At 49.0% G+C, this 17,774-nt stretch carries 13 protein-coding genes; 9 read left to right on the forward strand and 4 right to left on the reverse strand.

The window, feature by feature from the left end:
- Positions 1-63: 63 nt before the first annotated feature.
- Genes ACR6HW_RS12235 through ACR6HW_RS12245 form a run of 3 tightly spaced genes read left to right on the forward strand, consistent with a single transcriptional unit; the run spans position 64 to position 4,386 of the window.
- Positions 64-1,851 carry a DegV family protein gene (locus ACR6HW_RS12235; protein ID WP_455730888.1) on the forward strand — a complete coding sequence of 596 codons (1,788 nt, stop codon included), beginning with the start codon at positions 64-66 and terminating at the stop codon, positions 1,849-1,851.
- Positions 1,844-2,611 carry a DUF1295 domain-containing protein gene (locus ACR6HW_RS12240; protein ID WP_455728010.1) on the forward strand — a complete coding sequence of 256 codons (768 nt, stop codon included), beginning with the start codon at positions 1,844-1,846 and terminating at the stop codon, positions 2,609-2,611. The genes ACR6HW_RS12235 and ACR6HW_RS12240 overlap by 8 nt, the downstream gene beginning before the upstream one ends.
- A complete protein-coding gene (locus tag ACR6HW_RS12245; protein ID WP_455728011.1) occupies positions 2,608-4,386 on the forward strand; it encodes a methyl-accepting chemotaxis protein in 1,779 nt (592 codons plus the stop codon). Before ACR6HW_RS12240 ends, ACR6HW_RS12245 begins: the two co-directional genes overlap by 4 nt.
- A 47-nt stretch (positions 4,387-4,433) precedes the next feature.
- Here ACR6HW_RS12245 and ACR6HW_RS12250 read toward each other — a convergent pair whose 3' ends face one another.
- Positions 4,434-5,990 carry an ABC-F family ATP-binding cassette domain-containing protein gene (locus tag ACR6HW_RS12250; RefSeq protein WP_455728012.1) on the reverse strand — a complete coding sequence of 519 codons (1,557 nt, stop codon included), beginning with the start codon at positions 5,988-5,990 and terminating at the stop codon, positions 4,434-4,436.
- Positions 5,991-6,131: 141 nt separating this feature from the next.
- Here ACR6HW_RS12250 and ACR6HW_RS12255 point away from each other — a divergent pair, with 141 nt between their 5' ends.
- The 4 genes from ACR6HW_RS12255 (at position 6,132) to ACR6HW_RS12270 (ending at position 10,701) form a co-directional block, all read left to right on the forward strand.
- Complete coding sequence (locus ACR6HW_RS12255) at positions 6,132-7,922, forward strand: thiamine pyrophosphate-dependent enzyme (protein WP_455728013.1); 1,791 nt, start codon at positions 6,132-6,134, stop codon at positions 7,920-7,922.
- On the forward strand, positions 7,919-8,479 hold the full coding sequence (locus ACR6HW_RS12260; protein ID WP_455728014.1) for an indolepyruvate oxidoreductase subunit beta: 561 nt from the start codon (positions 7,919-7,921) through the stop codon (positions 8,477-8,479). The genes ACR6HW_RS12255 and ACR6HW_RS12260 overlap by 4 nt, the downstream gene beginning before the upstream one ends.
- 94 nt (positions 8,480-8,573) lie before the next feature.
- Positions 8,574-8,714, forward strand: a complete 141-nt coding sequence (locus tag ACR6HW_RS12265) for a hypothetical protein (protein ID WP_455728015.1) — start codon at positions 8,574-8,576, stop codon at positions 8,712-8,714.
- A 283-nt stretch (positions 8,715-8,997) separates the two neighbouring features.
- Positions 8,998-10,701, forward strand: coding sequence for a DEAD/DEAH box helicase (locus ACR6HW_RS12270; protein ID WP_455728016.1), 1,704 nt, complete (start codon positions 8,998-9,000; stop codon positions 10,699-10,701).
- Between the two features lie 87 nt (positions 10,702-10,788).
- Here the strand turns inward: ACR6HW_RS12270 and ACR6HW_RS12275 are convergent, their stop codons facing one another.
- The 3 genes from ACR6HW_RS12275 to ACR6HW_RS12285 form a co-directional block, all read right to left on the reverse strand.
- The gene (locus tag ACR6HW_RS12275; protein ID WP_455728017.1) at positions 10,789-12,732 is read right to left on the reverse strand and encodes a 5'-nucleotidase C-terminal domain-containing protein; all 1,944 of its coding nucleotides are present in this window, start codon (positions 12,730-12,732) and stop codon (positions 10,789-10,791) included.
- 202 nt (positions 12,733-12,934) lie between these two features.
- Positions 12,935-14,353 (reverse strand): polysaccharide deacetylase family protein, encoded by a 1,419-nt coding sequence (locus ACR6HW_RS12280; protein ID WP_455728018.1) that lies wholly within the window; start codon positions 14,351-14,353, stop codon positions 12,935-12,937.
- Positions 14,354-14,356: 3 nt separating this feature from the next.
- Positions 14,357-15,559, reverse strand: coding sequence for a class I SAM-dependent rRNA methyltransferase (locus ACR6HW_RS12285; protein WP_455728019.1), 1,203 nt, complete (start codon positions 15,557-15,559; stop codon positions 14,357-14,359).
- Between the two features lie 96 nt (positions 15,560-15,655).
- Between ACR6HW_RS12285 and ACR6HW_RS12290 the strand changes: the two genes are divergently transcribed.
- Together ACR6HW_RS12290 and sfsA are read left to right on the forward strand one after the other, a co-directional pair.
- The gene (locus ACR6HW_RS12290) at positions 15,656-16,990 is read left to right on the forward strand and encodes a deoxyribodipyrimidine photo-lyase (protein WP_455728020.1); all 1,335 of its coding nucleotides are present in this window, start codon (positions 15,656-15,658) and stop codon (positions 16,988-16,990) included.
- 8 nt (positions 16,991-16,998) lie between these two features.
- Positions 16,999-17,733 carry a DNA/RNA nuclease SfsA gene (sfsA, locus tag ACR6HW_RS12295; protein WP_455728021.1) on the forward strand — a complete coding sequence of 245 codons (735 nt, stop codon included), beginning with the start codon at positions 16,999-17,001 and terminating at the stop codon, positions 17,731-17,733.
- The last annotated feature ends 41 nt before the right edge of the window (positions 17,734-17,774 follow it).

Here is a 17,774-nt window from a genome sequence, read left to right on the forward strand (position 1 = left end):
ATATTATTTTAGAAAATGGGTATAAAGTTTACACTTGAATACATGTATGGAGGCGAATAAGTGATGGAAACCGTATTAAATGGAAAAGACTTTTACAATTTTTTTAAATCAGGTGCTCATGAAGTATCCAGCAAAAAAGAAGCGCTTAACGCCATTAATGTATTTCCGGTGCAAGATGGCGACACGGGCACCAATCTCGTTATGACGCTTCACGCAATCGTAGATGAAACGACTCTCCACGAGGATTTTAACTTAGTGGTTCAATCGATGTCGGATATAGCGCTGGAAAGTGCCAAGGGCAATTCCGGCCTTATATTTGCCAGTTTTATAAATGGCTTTTACAGCGCCTGTGACAACCTTAAAGTCGTCACTATGGCCGAGTTCGGCACTGGTGCTTATAAGGCGGCAGAAGAAGCCTACAGCGCTGTTTCAGAACCTGTAGAGGGGACGATGCTCACCGTTATGAAAGCGTGGTCCGGGTATCTTTTTGAGCACCACGCACAGCATCTGTCTTTCAAAGAGTTGCTTAAAGCAGCGTATAAAAAAGCCCTGAGTGCGCTGGAAGAAACGCCGGAGAAACTCGAAGTGCTTCGGCGCAACAAAGTGGTCGACGCAGGGGCCAAGGGATTCGTGCTCTTTTTAGAGGGTGTCAACCGCGTCTTTTCAGATTTTAAAGAGGCTGTGGTCGACGCGCAGTCGGCGGCGCCAATAGTGGAAATGCAGGTACACAATCAGACGGAAACGGCGCTGACCTATCGGTATTGTACCGAATTTATTCTGAGGTGCGGCGCAGAAGAAAAAGGGGTTATCAAAGCCATTGCTGAGAAATCAGCAGATTCTGTGGTGGTTTCAGGGAATGCGAGGATTGTCAAAGTGCATCTCCACACAGAGCATCCTGAAAAAGTCGCTGAAGAACTTGTACAGCGCGGGTACGTCATCGGTAAGGCAAAAGTCGATGATATGCGGGTGCAAAGAGCTGTAACAGAGCATCCCAAATCAAAAGTGGGTATTTTGACGGATTCCATTGCCGACATCCCAGATGATATACTTTTAAAAGAACAAATTCACATGCTCCCACTGAGCATAGTGGCTGACGGCAATACTTATTTGGACAAAATGACGTTGACCGCCGGACAGATGCAGCGCCTAATGGACGAAAGTGCCGTATACCCGAGCACTTCACAACCGGACGTCAAAGGCATTCAGTCGAAACTCGACTGGATGCTCGCACATTACGAGGAAGTCGTGGTCATCAGTGTTTCACAGGCACTTAGCGGCACGTACAGTCAGTTTCAAAAAGCCATCGGCGAGCGGACAGACGTCGTTCACCTCGTGGACTCAAAACTGAATACAGCAGGTCAAGGGCTGGCGGTACTCCAAGCGGCAACACTGGCCAATGCAGGGGCATCAGCGGAAGCCATTGTCTCTGAAGTCACCTCTCTCGTAGCGCGTACAAAAGTTTTTGTAAGCCTCGATACATTTAAATACGCTGTGAAAAGCGGTAGGGTGCCCAATGTCATTGGGCGGTTCTTAACCGCCTGCGGCGCCAAACCGATTATGAGCCTCAAACCCAGTGGCGAGGGCACGGCGTTTGGTCTGGCGCTTTCAAGGCGCGGAATCGACCGACAAATCGAACGCCTTGTACGCACCATTCGCGATAAGAGGGGCATCTCAAGGTACGCCGTTGTACACGCCGGCAACGAGAAGTTGGCAGAGCGCTATGCAGAGCGCTTCACTCAGCTGATTGGAACGCCACCGGCATACCTTATGGCGATTTCTTCGGTGACGGCAATTCACGCCGGCGTCGGGGCAGTTGCTATTGCACTGATTGAGGAGGTACCAAATGACTGAAGCGGTTTTATTGGTGTTTATCTATTTTACAGCTTTTTTTATCGTGGGTACCGCGATTAAAAACAACAGCATTGTAGATTTCGGTTGGGGCATCGGTTTTGTCTGTATCAGCGTTTTTACCATGGTGCGAAACGGTGCCTACACGAGCGTATCCCTAGTAACGACTCTATTGGTAGCGCTGTGGGGCGTCCGGCTCTTTGTCCATATCTTGAAGCGCAACCTCGGTAAATCCGAAGACTTTCGGTACGCCAATTGGCGAAAGGCTTGGGGCAAATGGGTGGTGCCGAGGGCTTTTCTACAAGTGTATATGCTGCAGGGCTTTTTTATGTTGGTAATCGCCGTTCCCATTGTGTTTATTCACGCTCAAACAGGGGCGACCTTTACTGCGTTAACAGCGGTGGGGATTGGAATTTGGTGCGTCGGCTACTTCTTTGAGGTGGTTGGCGACGCTCAGCTCAAAGCGTTTAAAAATGAGCCGGCCAATAAAGGCCAATTGATTACCACGGGACTTTGGCGTTATACGCGACACCCCAATTACTTCGGCGAAGCGTTGATGTGGTGGGGAATCTGGGTGATAGGCTTGTCTGTCGACCTCCCGGTCTGGACGATTGTCAGCCCACTTACCATAACGGTTTTACTCAGGTTTGTCTCCGGCGTGCCGATGCTTGAGAAGTCGATGCGAAAACGCCCCGGATTTGAGGCGTACGCAAGGCGTACGAACACCTTTATACCGTGGTTTGCGAAAGGGGATAAGAAATGAGAAGCATTCGGGGAAAAATCATTACATTGGTTTGTGCGAGTTTACTCGTCTTGACACTCGTGCTCGGTACCGTTGCCATTTACGGCATCTACACGACCAACATGGAGCGCGTGGACCAGATGGAAGCGAACATGCGCACCAGTTACGACATGAACATCAAGCACAATGTGCAGATTGTCGTCAGCCAGTTAGACGGCATACTCAGTCACGAAAAGAGCGGCCAAATCGATAAGCGCACAGCTGAAAGTTTAGCAGCGGATACCATTCGAAATGCCGTTTATGAAAACGGCGGCTATTTTTGGGCAGATACACTAGAAGGCGATAATGTGGTGCTGCTCGGTAGAGACGATGTTGAAGGCAAAAACAGACTCGATCTGGAAGACCACTTTGGCAATAAAATTGTGGAGCAGATGGTTGCACTTGCAAAATCAGAGGGCAGTGGCTATCTCGAATACTATTTTCCAAAACCGGATACCACGGAGCCACTTCCGAAGCGCGCCTATGTACAGCTTTATGAGCCGCTGGGGTGGGTGATAGGAACCGGCAACTACGTCGACGATATCGACGCTGTGGTCGCTCAGGAGCGCGCCCTTGTGGACAAGCAGATACGAGATGCCGTAGTGATTGTACTCCTTGTCGTGCTGGGAACCCTCGCACTGGCGATTTTTACTGCGTATCTGGTCAGCGGCAGAATCTCCAAGCCGATTTTGAGTTTGGCGCTGATTCTCGATAAGACATCTAACCTCGATGTCCAAGACGACGACTCTTACGATTACTTACTCAAGTACAAAGATGAAACCGGCGTCATTTCCAAGTCGGTTGCCAACTTACGCGTGGTGTTAAGGGAGATTGTCAAGACGATGAACGGCGACGCGCTAAAACTCGACGACGCATCAGAGGTGCTCTACAACGCTGTAGAAACCGGAAAAGAGAGTATCGATGCCGTTACGCAAACGGCGGGGGACTTCGCACAAGGTGCGACTGAGCAGGCAGAGGACGCCCAAAAGGCCTCCGAGAAAATGGTGGAACTCGCCGGTGCTATTGAAGAAACGGTGAAAGGGGCCGAACAGCTCAAGGCGTATACAGAAGAAGTGGTTCAAAGCAATATGGAGGGCGTGGACGAGCTGAAGGCACTTAGTGAGCAGTTCGATGTGACGACCAAAGCCAACGACTCTCTCAGTGCAAATGTCAAGACGCTGAGCATTAAATCGTCTTCAATTGTGCAAATTACCAGCACCATTCAAGAAATTGCAGAGCAGACGAATTTGCTGGCGCTGAATGCCGCTATAGAAGCTGCACGCGCCGGTGAGGCGGGTCGCGGGTTTGCCGTTGTCGCAGAAGAAATTCGAAAGCTCGCCGAAGAAACGTCAAAATCGACGACGCAAATCGACGGCATCATACAGGAAATTCTCAAAGAAATCAGCACCACTGAGACCAATATGTCCAGTTCCAGCGCAGCGATTAAGCTTTCAGATGAAGTGCTGACACGCGTAGAAAGCGCTTTTGAGACGATTGAGTCGGCCATGCATAAGACGGTGACACAGCTTAGAAGTATGAGCGCCAGCATCGAAACAGTCAACGTCAACAAAGATGCAGCGACCTCTTCTATTCACGGCATTTCCGCAATTACTGAAGAAAATGCCGCTGCAGCAGAAGAAATTGCAGCGACGATGGATACCCAATCGGATCTCATGGGCAGTATTCAAGACAGTTCACACGAAGTCAAGAAAATATCCGGTGAAATGACCGAGATTATCAGACGTTTTAAACTTTAACTTCAAAAGCCGCAATGGGCGTTTCTGCTCATTGCGGCTTTTTGCGGTTAGATAATTTTAGTCGTCCACTGCTCTAGGTTCCATACCTCAGTGACCACATCGTTGTAGAATTCGGGTTCGTGGCTGATTAACAGAACAGTGCCTTTGTAGGCTTGGAGCGCTCTTTTGAGCTCTTCTTTTGCGTCGACGTCCAAGTGGTTGGTCGGCTCGTCGAGAACGAGGACATTTGACGGCTCGTTAATCAATTTACACAGGCGCACTTTGGCTTGTTCGCCGCCGCTAAGCACGAGGACCTTGCTTTCGATGTGCTGGCTGGTGAGGCCGCACTTGGCCAGTGCGGCGCGCACTTCGTATTGCGTGTAGGCGGGAAACGCTTCCCAGACTTCTTCTATACAGGTTTTGTAGTTGGCCTCTTTGATTTCCTGTTCAAAATAGCCGATGTGTAAAAATTCCCCGGTTTCGACGGTGCCGCTGATGCTCGGGATGTGACCGAGGAGACTTCTTAAAAGGGTGGTTTTTCCGAGGCCGTTGGCGCCGACGACGGCTACTTTTTGCCCGCGTTCGAGTTTAAGGTTAAGCGGTCTGCAAAGCGGGTCGTCGTAACCGATAACGAGGTCTTTGGCTTCGAAGATGAGTTTGCCGGATGTACGGGCAACTTGAAAATGGAACTCCGGTTTCGGTTTTTCGCGGCCGAGCTCAATGCGGTCCATTTTATCGAGCTTCTTTTGTCTCGACATGGCCATGTTCCGCGTGGCGACACGGGCCTTGTTTCGAGAGACGAAGTCTTCCAGTTCGGCAATTTCCTGTTGTTGTTGCCTGTAAGCCGATTCAATTTGCTTTTTCTTGGCCTCGAAGATGCGCATAAAGTTGTCGTAGTCGCCGACGTATCGGTTGAGTTCGCGATTGTGCATGTGGTAAATCAGATTGACGACGCTGTTGAGAAACGGGATGTCGTGTGAAATCAGGATGAACGCATTGTCGTAGGCTTGTAAAAAGCGTTTGAGCCACTCGATGTGTTCTTCGTCTAAGTAGTTGGTCGGCTCGTCGAGAAGCAAGATGTCGGGTTTTTCGAGTAGGAGTTTTGCAAGCAACACCTTGGTGCGCTGGCCACCGCTCAGGTCGCCAACCGCTTTGTCGAGGCCGATTTCCAGTAGGCCGAGGCCCTTGGCAACTTCGTTGATTTCGGCGTCAATCATGTAAAAACCGCTGTGGTCGAGAATGTCTTGAATGGTGCCGACATCTTCCATCAAGGCGGTTAGCGCATCGCCGTCCACATCGCCCATCTTCATGTACATGTCGTTGATTTCGGTCTCGAGATCGTAGAGGTACTGAAACGCACTTTCGAGAACCGCTTTTATGGTATCGTCGTTGTTCAGCGCTGTGTGTTGATCTAAATAGCCTGTACGAACGCGTTTAGACCACTCGATTTGCCCTTCGTCCGGTTCGAGCTTGTGGGTGATGATGTTCATAAAAGTCGATTTGCCTTCGCCGTTGGCGCCGATTAGGCCGATGTGTTCGCCTTTTAGAAGTCTAAATGAGACGTTTTCAAAAATGGCGCGGTCACCGAAGCCGTGGCTGAGGTCTTTTACCGTTAATATGCTCATGGGTCTTTCCTTTCTTGTTTAAAAAGGCACCAAATTAGGTATAAATTCTATTAGTGCACAAAATCCTTCAAGATACATCTTAATAGGAAATGCACAGAAATTCAACCCATAGGTTGAACGTTTTTTAAGGAGGCGATCGTTTTGGGAAAAGTACTAATGACAGGCAATCAAGCAATAGCAAGAGGGTTCTTTGAAGCGGGTGGCCATTTGGCGGCGAGCTACCCGGGTTCCCCGACGGTGGAAATGCTGGAAGACATTAAGGCGCATTACAAAGAGATTTATGCCGAGTTTTCAGTTAACGAAAAAGTGGCCCTCGAGGTGGGCATCGGGAGTTCGTTTGCCGGTGCTAGAACGCTCGTAGCAATGAAACACGTCGGCGTCAACGTCGCGGCAGACCCCTTGATGACGTTTACACAAACTCGGACAAAAGGCGGTTTTTTACTCATGTCCGGCGATGATCCGGGGATGGCGAGCTCGCAAAATGAACAGGACAATCGCCTGTTTGCACAGTTTGCCAACATGCCGGTTCTCGACCCTTCTGACAGCCAAGAGTCGAAGGACTTCGTCCGCATCGGGTTAGAGGTCAGCGAGACCTATGAAGCGCCGGTAATGCTTCGGATTACTTCGAGGCTCTGTCATAGCAAGAGTGCGGTGACACTTGGTGACCGCGTGGAGAAAGAAATAGCCGGCTTTGAAAGAGCGCCTCAAAATTTCGGTATGATACCGCCGAACACATTTGACAAACAACACCATATGAAGGCCCGCATCGAATCACTTGCGGAAAATCTAGAAGCACTTGGGGTCAATCGGTACGAGCCGAAAGCAGGCGCCAAAGTTCTCGTCGTCACTTCAGGCCTCGTCTATCAGCACGTCGCGTCTTTAGAAGCCGACGTCAGTGTCTACAAGTTGGGGATGGTCTACCCGCTCCCTATTGAAACACTGCGCGAGATAAGCACGTCTTACGAAAAAATCGTCGTCGCCGAAGAGATGATGCCCTTTATCGAAAATCAGTTAAAGCTGGCCGGCATCGCCTGTGAGGGCAAATCGCTGTTTTCTTTTACGGGAGAAGTCGATGTCAAAGAAGTACGAGAAGCGTTTGAAACACTTGGCGTCCTAGAAAAGTGTGAGACAGAACCGGTCGATGGGGCCGAAGTTATGGGGCGTTTGCCGATGTTTTGCGCAGGCTGTCCGCATCGACCGGTGTTCGACATACTAAAAAAATCTCGAAGACGGGTTATTGGCGATATCGGTTGCTATTCAATGGGCATCCTCTACCCGCTGGAAGTACTTGATACGGTCATTAGCATGGGCGCCAGTCTGGGCATCGTCAAAGGGATACAAAAAGCCCATAAAATGGCGGGGAAATCGGAGCCGCTTGTAGCGGTAATCGGCGACGGTACTTTTTACCACTCAGGTATGACGGGCATGTTAAATCTATTGCACAATTTGGACGACGACGCCAATACCACCATTATCATTTTGAACAACGGCACGACGGCCATGACGGGCGGTCAACCCAACGCCAGTTCTAAGGCGTATGGCGACGGCAGCGATATGGCATTGGACTTGCCGAATCTGTTATCGGCAATGGGAATTGAACGCGTTAAAGTGGTCGATCAGTTTAATTACAAAGAGGCGAAGGCTGCGATTGACACTGAAATTAAGTACGAGGGGTTGAGCGTCGTTATGACGACGCGGCCATGTGCCTTAAAGTATAAAATCAAGTCGCCGCACTTTTACGTGGATCCCGAGGTGTGCATTGCTTGCAGAAGCTGTGTGAAAACCAATTGCCCGCCGATTCACATGAAGGACTACGAGGGCTTTGACAAACAGAAGTCTTCTATTGACCCCAATTTATGTGTCGGCTGTTCGGTTTGTTCACAGGTTTGTCCCGTAGGGGCCATAAAGTGTTCAGAGGAGGTGTCTCAATGAATATTATCTTAGCAGGTGTTGGCGGACAGGGACTGGTTTTGACAACCGATATGATTTGCGAGGCGGCCTTTAGAGACGGTAAAAGTGTTAAGAGCAACGACGTTATCGGCCTTTCGCAAAGGGGAGGCAAAGTTTGGGGGAGTGTGCGCTTTGGCGACAGGGTACACACGCCTAATATCGAAGCGGGAACGGCTGATGTTCTTTTGGCGCTAGAGCCTCTAGAAGGCCTTCGGTGGCAGTCGTATTTGAAGCCCGGTGGGGTTTTGCTCATGAACACAGAGCCGATTTACCCGGTGTTTGCCATTGCGGAGCGCGCGCCTTATCCACACGACTTCATCGAACAAGTACGGTCTGATGTAACACTTGTCCACGCCAATGTACAGGAAATTGCAGCGGAGATTGGTACGGTTAAGATTGTCAACGTCATTATGTTGGGGATGCTCGCCAAGCACACGACAATTCCACTCCCAACTTGGCGATCGGTTATTGAGGCGAAAGTCCCACCTAAGTTTTTGGACATGAATCTAGTGGGATTTGAAAAGGGTTATGCCCTTTAAAATCTATACTTGTATACATGGGGGATATGTGGTAAAATGAACTGTTATTTTCAGATGAAATCATGTGCTTAGGGGCGCGAAAGGGTCCTTTTTTATGATGCTGAACATACCATCAGGTAAAGACCTGTTGAGTTGGGAAACGACAAGGCTGACAACAATTGCCGTCTATTACGAGACGCCAAACCGATTTTTGACGATGCCTTCGCACCAAGTGTACACGCTCGTTCACAATTAAAAAAACTGCTCACCTGTTCTGCAGCATTGCAGCGTTAAAATCTTTCGACACTGACCCCTATGGTCGTCGATATGTCGCTTTGCATAGATACGAACTATCGGGTATTTTTAATTGAATCGCAACGGGACCGTACACGCGTGTGTGCTTATATGAACGCTTTTCGGCTCAAATCTTGTTGTGTAGCAGCATGTCCAAGACAGTAGAACTGCAGGGCAGTTGCTTTATTTTAGACTTGTGGTTTCCTCATATAGAGACAGTCATAAGAAATACGAAAGGAATTATAATGAATAACACTCAATTCAATGCGTTAAATTGCTCGGAAGAAATATTAAGAGCTGTAGCAGATATGGGCTTCGAGGAGATGACGCCGATTCAAGCGGCGGCGATTCCAGTTGCGTTAACCGGAAGAGATCTCGTCGGACAGGCTCAGACGGGTACCGGTAAAACGGCGGCTTTCTCGATTCCAATGCTCGAGCGCATTGACCTAAAAACCAAAAAAGTACAATCTTTGGTACTCTGTCCGACGCGAGAGCTCGCCGTTCAGATTGCCGAAGAAGTGAAAAAAATCGGAAAACAGTTTAAAGGCTTGCATATCCTCCCCGTCTTTGGCGGACAAGATATAGAAAGACAGATTAGAGGTCTTAGAAGCGGCGCACAGATTATTATCGGTACACCTGGGCGCGTCCTCGACCACTTGAGACGCGGCACGCTGAAAATGGACCATTTGAAGATGTTGATTTTGGACGAAGCTGACGAAATGCTCAACATGGGCTTTAGAGAAGATATTGAAATGGTGTTGGATCAAGTGCCCCATGCTATCCAGACCATGCTCTTTTCAGCGACGATGCCAAAAGAAATTATGAACATCATCAACAAGTATCAAGAGGATCCTGAAATCGTCAAAGTGGCGCATAAGGCACTCTCTGCGCCGAGCATCGAACAGGTTTATCTCGAGATGAAAGACCGCGATAAAGTGGAAATTTTAACGCGATTAATCGATCTCAAGAACTACAAGATTTCGATTATTTTCTGTAACACCAAGAAGCGCGTAGACGAGCTCACGGACATGCTTCAGGCGCGTGGCTACCTCTGTGACAAAATCCACGGCGATATGAAGCAGACATTGCGCCTCAATGTAATCAATAAATTTAAGCGCGGGGATATTGAAATTCTCATTGCGACAGATGTCGCGGCGAGAGGACTGGATATCGACAACGTAGAAGCTGTATTCAACTACGATATGCCGAGTCACGAAGAGTATTATGTTCACCGAATTGGCCGTACAGGCCGTGCCGGCAGAGAAGGGGTTTCGTACACGTTTGTCACGTACAGAGATTACCACTTGCTGCGCAGCATTATCCGCTACACCAAGTCGGACATCAAACCGTATCCGATTCCGAAAATCAGCGATATCGAAGCCATCAAGCGTGAAAATTACCTCGAGCAGGTGAAAGAGCGCATTGAAGCGGGTATCGATCGCAAGTTTATCGATGTTGTCGAGGCATTCACTGATGAAACGTACAGCCCGATGGAAGTTGCGGCGGCACTTCTTCAGATGGAACTCGAAGTTGAAGACATGAGAGAAATCGACAGCGTGGACAACAACCGCTCGTACGTCATCAAAGGCGAGAAGACAAAAGAGCGTAAGAGCAGCCGTGCAAAAGGTATTCGAAGTGGTATGGCGCGTCTTCACATCAACGTCGGTAAAAATCAGGGTGTGAGACCGAGAGACATCGTCGGTGCAATCGCCAACGAAGCCGGTATTGAGGGCAAGAAAATTGGTAGCGTCGACATCTTTGATTCGTTTACGTTTGTAGAAATTCCTGAACAACAAGCTAAAAAAGTCGTCGATCGCATGAACGACCGCATGATTAAAGGCAAGAAAATCATCGTGGAGACGGCAAAGGGCAAGGGCAAACCGTCCGGCGGCAAGCGCAAGCACGATGCCGGTAAAGATCGAAAACGTCCAAAGCACAAGCGTTCATAAGAGGACTTGCAATGGCCAGAAGTGCCTAAAGTCCGAGCAATAATAAAAAGTTCCGAAGCCATTGCAGGTTTCGGAACTTTTTTTAAGTTACATAGGGACCACGAGGTTTTGTCCCGGGAAGATGAGGTTTGGATTTTCCAGTGCGTTGAGTTCCTGCAGGGTTTGCCAAGTGGTCTTGTACTTTTCAGCTATACGCCAAAGCACATCGCCACGCTGAACTTCGTAGACGCGGTCTTCAATATAACCGCCTGCTTTGAGCATTTCGACGGTAATCGGTTTGACGTTTAGCGTGCGACCGTCTTCTGAAGTTGGCAACGTCAGTGTGCCGTCTGCTAAAAGCGCTTTTACGCGGTCTAGATACGGCGAGTTTTCAATTTCTGTACCGATAATCGACCAGTTGTCGTCAACTGACGGAACGAGCGCGCCGTTTTTCACCTCTTGTGTGTAAGCGATAATGAGATCGCGGATACGGCCGGCATCTTGCATGGCCTCGTAGCTGTCGTAATATTTGTCAGCCATGGTCACGAGGTCGAGACTGAGCAAGGTGCCGAATCTGTAATTGTTCACAGCAAGTTTATAGACTTTTTCGCTATCGATGGGGGCACCTTTAATAGTAGCCTCTGTAATTCTCTCGCCAACCGGCTTAGAGATATCGATGCGGTAATCAATCCCGCTGAACATATCGTAGTTATAGCCCCTAATCTCCGGGCTGAAACTAATGGTCAAATCGCCCTCAGCATAAGTGTTGTAATACGCAGCGGACCATTCCATGTACTTGAGTAGGTTTTCACCGGTGATGTTGACACCCATGAGCGTGTTGTCGTATTTGTAGATGAAAGCGACATCTTTCTTCTTGAATGGACCGGCTTTTAGGTTCGATCCGAAGTTAAAGAGCGCAGCACTGCTGACGTCGGATTCGGCGTAGTGCATTTGCACCGCGTTGATGAGGTCGATGATAGCTGTGTCTTCAATTTGTGCCGTCGGAAGTGTGGTGATGGTGTCTTCCCCTGTGTAGTAATCGGGACGCTCGATAAAATCTTCCGAGATTTGTCCGACCACTTTATTGGCCTCTTCCAGAGAGCGTTCGTGGACGCTTTTAAATGTTTCTAACAGCTGTGCGTCGGGTTCTACCGACTGCGTTTCCACATTGACCACGTCGACGGATACAACGTTCCACCCGTCGGCGGTTTTTTCCAGTGCAATATCGGATTTGGCAACTGCCCAACCGTAGCGACCGGGTTCGATGAGCTTGACGCCGCCGATGTCATTGGTGTACTTGCTGTGTGCGTGACCGCCGAAGATGACGTCGAACTCTGGAAATTTCTCTGCGACAGTTTCGAGACCATCGTAACCGTGTTCGCCTTCAGGGCCGATGTGATAGGCGCCGACGAGGACATCGTATTGGCCTTCAAGCGCTTTTAGTGTCTTTTCAGTCTCTTTGATAACATCAGTGAACTCGAGATTTTTAAAGTGATCCGGTGTACTGGCTTCCCAAATTGGCACATTTGGCGGCATCATGCCGACTACGGCGACGCGGACGCCTGCTGTTTCGTAAAGTGCGTATGGGGCGACAAAATGCGTTTGCGTATCGGCGTTATAGATGTTGGCTGCGAGGACATCCCCTTCAAAGGCGGCGATGTTTTTGTTTAAGAAATCGAGCCCGAAGTTGAACTCGTGATTTCCCACGACCCATCCGTCGTAGCCGATGAGGTTCATGGCTTCTATCATGGGGTGGACGGGGTTTTCATTAAAGAGCTCGGCGCTGTTGTCTTGTAACGTGTCGCCACAATCGAACAGCAGCGTGTTTGGGTTTTCGTTTCTAATGGTTTTGACAACGGTGGCGACTTTTGCCAAACCGGCATCTGCATCTTCAGAATCAGTGGCGTACTCGTACGGGTAGATGCGACCGTGAAGGTCACTGGTGCCGAGGAGGGTGATAACAGTTTCTTCAGCTGTTTCACCAAAGGCTACAACCGGCAGTGTCATAAGTATGAGCAGTAGCGAGAGTAACAGGGACAGTTTTTTCTTCATCTTAGCCTCCCTAAAGTTAAGTATAGTTGTCGAGGGCCAGCCCCTCGAACACTTTTATTATATCAAAGAATCGTAGGGGAAATGTCTTAAATATTAAAAAAAATAAACATTTCCAGAAATCTATGGCGCTGTGCGCCCTAAAAGTCTCCCCTTAAGCCTTTACCTGCTAAATAAAAGCGCTGTCAATGACAGCGCTAAAAAATTAATTTTTACTTGTGAACACCCTCAATCGGTTGGAGGCGTTGTGTGCATTGATGTTTAAGAGTTCCGATACGGGGACGATTTCATAGCCGGCCTCGTTGAGGGCGTCAATCATGGCACCTATTGCCTGCGCCGTCCCCACTTGTGTATCTCTCAGACGGACGATGGCGCCGTCACTGGCATAGGCCAGTACATGTGAGGTGATGTAGTTGGGATCGTTGTACACATTGTCTTGCGGGTCGATGTTCCACAGCACAATCGGCATGCGGAGGCGCTCGATAAGCGCTACATCGTATTGACCAAAGGGTGCTCTAAAGAGAAACGGCGGCGACCCTGTGAGTTTTTCTAAAATGTTCTGAGAGGCTTCTATTTCGCCAGACCGTTTGTTCTCGGGTATTTTGAGAATTTGCGGGTACGAATAAGAAGCGTTCCCGATATCGTGTCCTAGTGAGGCCGTTTCTTTGACGATGCTCGGGTACTCCTTTGCCCGTTTCCCAATGTAGAAAAATGAAGCGGTGACATCACGTGCCCGAAGTGTTTCGAGAATAATCGGCGTGTAGACCGGATGTGGACCGGATTCAAATGTCAGGGCAATCTTTTTGTCTTTTCTGACGTTGGTACTCGGGTAGGTGATGGCGTCGTCTCCTAAAGTCACCGGGGTGTCGGCGTTGTGATTTTCAATTATCGGCGGGCCGATTTTTATATTGAGCGCTGTGTACTGCTCAAGGGCTTTTAACGACAGGGAAACGCTCATGGGTGCATCGGTCTTGTACTTGAGTTGATCGGGGTTAAACCAGAATTTCATCGCGTGATCGGTGAGGATAAAGTTGACGAAGTTGCTGTCGATTGGCTCTATCGGCGGGTCTCCGACGACGATGTTTTCTTTATAGTAGGCGTCCAGCACCAGTTCGTAAAGAATTTGGGTGGTGGCAGTTCCCTGAGTCAAGACATCTTCCAGTTTAAGCTTTCGGTTGTTTTTGATGTCGTAATTAAAGGTATAGACTTTTTCAGATTGGTTGCTTTCACCGACGTAGAGGCGCTCGACAAACTGAATTGATATCAGCTCTTTTGATCGAAACAGAATCTCGTAGTTGAGGTGGAGTTCATAAGGCAGACGTTCCTCTTCATCTGTTGTCGCATTCTTGACGAGCTCTCTGTAGTTGCCGATGAGACTGTCGGTAAACAGCTGCATCTCTTCGTCGATAAAGGCATATCCCGTCACAGGGTAGTGCACACTCATGGTGTAGCGCTCTTTTTCTTCGATGATCGACTGGACGCCGACCTCAGATGACCGATCGTTTTCTGCAAAAATCGACACTTCGTTGTGGTGTTCCAGCGGCGCCTCAGGGTACTTGGCGTCACAAGCGGCGAGCAAGAGCAGAAGGCAACAGATTGTAAAGATCAAACGTCTGACAGACATACCTTAACCTTTCTTTTTCAGCACTTTGATAAAGTGTACTTTGAGATAGTCGCTCGGCTCATAGAGTCTGTGTGTTCTAAAGTCTCTAGGCAGTGTGAATGTCTCTAAGATTTCAAAACGAGCGTTGGCGAGATTGAAGCCTTTGCCTACAATTTGATTGAATTTGTCCATTGAAATGGTGGACGTGTTGTTGCTGGCGATGATAACGCCTTCGTTTTCAGTGATTTCCACAGCGCCAGCTAGGAGTGCCGGGTAGTCTTTTTCCGCTGAAAACACATAGTTCTTGGATTTGGCAAAACTCGGTGGGTCTAAGACGACGAGGTTGTAGTGCAGGCCTTTCTTTTGAGCCAATTTGTAATACTCAAACACATCTTCAACATAAATGTCTTCGCTAGACGGGTCGATGGCATTGAGCTTGAAGTTGTCTTCTGTCGCCTCTTTGCTTCTGTTGGCGAGGTCGACGCTAACAGTGTGCTTGGCACCTCCGATTTTGGCGAAGACGGAAAAGGCACCTGTGTAGGAAAACGTGTTGAGAACCGTTTTGCCTTTGGCGTAGCGATCTCTGAGCGCTTTACGAACCTCTCGCTGATCGAGGAAGAAGCCCACCATAGCGCCTTCGTCAAATCGAACGTTGAGCTCGACGCCATTTTCTCGAACGACAATTGGGAACTGTGCCGGTTTCCCGGCGACAAAGCCGTCGTCTTCGGTAGTCTCTTTGCCAAAGCGTTTCTTTTCGTAGATGCCGTCGTACTCGACGATCTGCTTTAGGGCGTTTACAATGGTGTCTCTAAAGTGGTAGATGCCTTCGGAATACCAAGAAATCAGGTAATAGCCGTTGTAAAAGTCCACAGTGAGACCGCCGATGCCGTCTCCTTCGCCGTTAAAGACCCTAAACGCATTGGTCTTAGGATTGTTAAAGAGGCCGAGGCGCTTTTCTATTGCGCCATACAGTTTGCGCATAAAGAATTGAACATCGATTTTTTGCTTGGGGTTTTGCGTTAAGACCCAGCCAATGCCCTTGTTTTGAATGCCGTAGTAGGCGGTACCGATGTATCGGGCGCGTTCATCGGTGAGTTTCAGCAGGGTGCCCTGTTCGAAATCGGGCTGTTCAAAGAGATGACTACCCATAACTGCTTCTTTAAAGAGCAATGGGTAACCGCTTTTAAATTTTTCTACGTGACGATTGTGTATCTTAATTTCAATCATGATTCCTCCAAGTATAGTCTTTTGAATGCTTTAATTATATTATAAAGCGTCGATTAAAACAATTGTTTGTGATAGAATTAAAAAAAGGAGGTTCCGATGCAAAGAGGACGTGTCGTACAGATAAAAGAAAATAAAAACTCAGAAACAGGGGCGTATGTCCTATACTGGATGCAGGCGGCTCAGCGCACCGTTGACAATCACGCGCTGGATGTTGCGATTCGCCTTGCCAATGAACGCCGACTACCTGTGGTGGTGGCCTTTGTATTGATGCCGAATTTCCCGGAGGCCAACCTCAGGCACTTTGAATTTATGCTGGAGGGTATGGAAGAGACTGCGGCGACGCTTCAAAAGATGGGCGTTGGATTCAAATGGTTTGTCGGTGTCGAAGGCGCCTTTGAAAAATTCGCAAAGCAGGCGGTAGCTGTCGTGCTCGACAAGGGATACGGACGCTTTTTAACAGCGCTTAGAACGGCGTTTGTAAAGACGCTGCATCAGCGGACTTACCTCGTCGACACCAATGTGGTGGTACCGGTTGAGGAGGCTTATTCTAAAGAGGCTTACGCGGCGTACGCCATTAGACCGTCACTTACAAAGCTGTTGCCACTTTACGGCGATGCTTTTCATTTGACAGAGGTTCTTTGCCGATGGGATGGCGTGCCGGAACGATTTTCTAAAGAAGCGATTGTCGAGGGGCATCTGAAGCATCTGCCAGTTTTAGGCCGGACGCAGACTTTTCGAGGCGGTGAACAGAATGCTTTAAACGCGTTAAATTCATTTATTGATGCGAACCTCGCAAATTACGAAACACTTGGCGGCGACCCTTCAAAGGATGCGACCAGCCGTTTAAGCCCCTATTTGCATTTTGGCCAACTGTCGCCTGTCACGGCGTACAGTCGCGTGTTAAAGAGTGGTCTGGATTCCCGTGCGTTTGTGGAGCAGCTCGTCATCAGACGGGAGCTCAGCTTTAATTTTGTACACTATAACCCGCAATACGATGGGGCTCTTGAAGCGATATTGCCAAATTGGGCCAATGAGACACTGGGACGTCACCGTTTGGACACTCGGGACGTGACGTATACGTCGAGTATCTTAGAGGAAGCGCGTACACACGACATCTATTGGAATGCCGCGCAAAGGGAAATGGTGCGCACCGGATACATGCACAACTATATGCGGATGTACTGGGGGAAGAAAATCATCGAATGGATGCCCTCCTATGAGGCCGCTTATGCTTTTATGAAGGCTCAAAACGATAAGTATCAGTTAGATGGTCGAGACCCCAACGGCTATGCGGGTATCGCCTGGTGCTTTGGGAAGCACGATCGACCGTTTTCAGAACGCGCTGTCTTTGGTAAAGTGCGCTACATGAATGCAAAAGGACTCAAACGCAAATTTGATATCGACGCGTACGCGTTTAAACATAGAGAGTGAGGCAGGATATGGTGTTGTATACGATTGAAGGACTGACGCCCGGCGTGTTTTTGGAGCGCCCCAATCGCTACGTAGCCAAAGTGGCTTTAGAGGGGGCGCCGGTAACGGTACATGTGCACGACCCCGGTCGATTGAGGGAATTGCTCTACGAGGGCAATCCCTGCTTAATTCGCTATGCGGCAAGTGAAACCCGTAAAACGGACTGGGATATGATCGCCGCGGCGAAAGCTGATGACTACGTTCTTATTCACTCAGGCTATCACCGCTATATTGCAGAAGCGCTCATTCGAAATGAAGCGCTCAACCCCTTTGGTGAGGCTTTTTCTGTGAAGGCTGAAGTCAAACACGAGAACTCTAGAATTGACTTTAAGTACGTCGATGCAGAAGGGCGAAATGTGTGGGTAGAAGTGAAAGGGTGTTCGCTTTCGGAAGACGGCGTCGCCAAATTTCCGGACGCCCCGACGGTGCGGGGAACGAAACACTTGAGAAGCCTGATAGACATTAAGGCGAGTGGCGATCGCGCCTGCGCCCTCATACTGGTTTTAAGTGCCTCAGAGGTTTTTGCGCCCAAAGTGGATACCGACCCGAAGTTTTCAGCTTGTTTTTACGAAGCGCTGGAGGCGGGCGTAGAGATTGCACCTATAAAGGTACTTTTCGATCCTGAAACCGGTGCGTTGGTCTACAAAGGCCGCTTGCCGATTATGCCGAAGGCTGAAGCCTATGCGCTTTCAAAGGGAGAATAGCAGGAGTGAGGGCTTTGGTTACCTGTAGTGATGCTCTCTCA

The sequence above is a fragment of the Fusibacter sp. JL298sf-3 genome, assembly GCF_053842995.1.

What these genes read in the sequence shown, in the direction of transcription:
- ACR6HW_RS12245 (WP_455728011.1), top strand. Translation starts at nt 2,608, where the DNA reads ATGAGAAGCATTCGGGGAAAAATCATTACATTGGTTTGTGCGAGTTTA.
- ACR6HW_RS12275 (WP_455728017.1), bottom strand. Translation starts at nt 12,732, where the DNA reads ATGAAGAAAAAACTGTCCCTGTTACTCTCGCTACTGCTCATACTTATG.
- ACR6HW_RS12265 (WP_455728015.1), top strand. Translation starts at nt 8,574, where the DNA reads ATGATGCTGAACATACCATCAGGTAAAGACCTGTTGAGTTGGGAAACG.
- ACR6HW_RS12260 (WP_455728014.1), top strand. Translation starts at nt 7,919, where the DNA reads ATGAATATTATCTTAGCAGGTGTTGGCGGACAGGGACTGGTTTTGACA.
- ACR6HW_RS12290 (WP_455728020.1), top strand. Translation starts at nt 15,656, where the DNA reads ATGCAAAGAGGACGTGTCGTACAGATAAAAGAAAATAAAAACTCAGAA.
- ACR6HW_RS12240 (WP_455728010.1), top strand. Translation starts at nt 1,844, where the DNA reads ATGACTGAAGCGGTTTTATTGGTGTTTATCTATTTTACAGCTTTTTTT.
- ACR6HW_RS12270 (WP_455728016.1), top strand. Translation starts at nt 8,998, where the DNA reads ATGAATAACACTCAATTCAATGCGTTAAATTGCTCGGAAGAAATATTA.
- ACR6HW_RS12285 (WP_455728019.1), bottom strand. Translation starts at nt 15,559, where the DNA reads ATGATTGAAATTAAGATACACAATCGTCACGTAGAAAAATTTAAAAGC.
- ACR6HW_RS12250 (WP_455728012.1), bottom strand. Translation starts at nt 5,990, where the DNA reads ATGAGCATATTAACGGTAAAAGACCTCAGCCACGGCTTCGGTGACCGC.
- ACR6HW_RS12235 (WP_455730888.1), top strand. Translation starts at nt 64, where the DNA reads ATGGAAACCGTATTAAATGGAAAAGACTTTTACAATTTTTTTAAATCA.
- sfsA (WP_455728021.1), top strand. Translation starts at nt 16,999, where the DNA reads ATGGTGTTGTATACGATTGAAGGACTGACGCCCGGCGTGTTTTTGGAG.
- ACR6HW_RS12280 (WP_455728018.1), bottom strand. Translation starts at nt 14,353, where the DNA reads ATGTCTGTCAGACGTTTGATCTTTACAATCTGTTGCCTTCTGCTCTTG.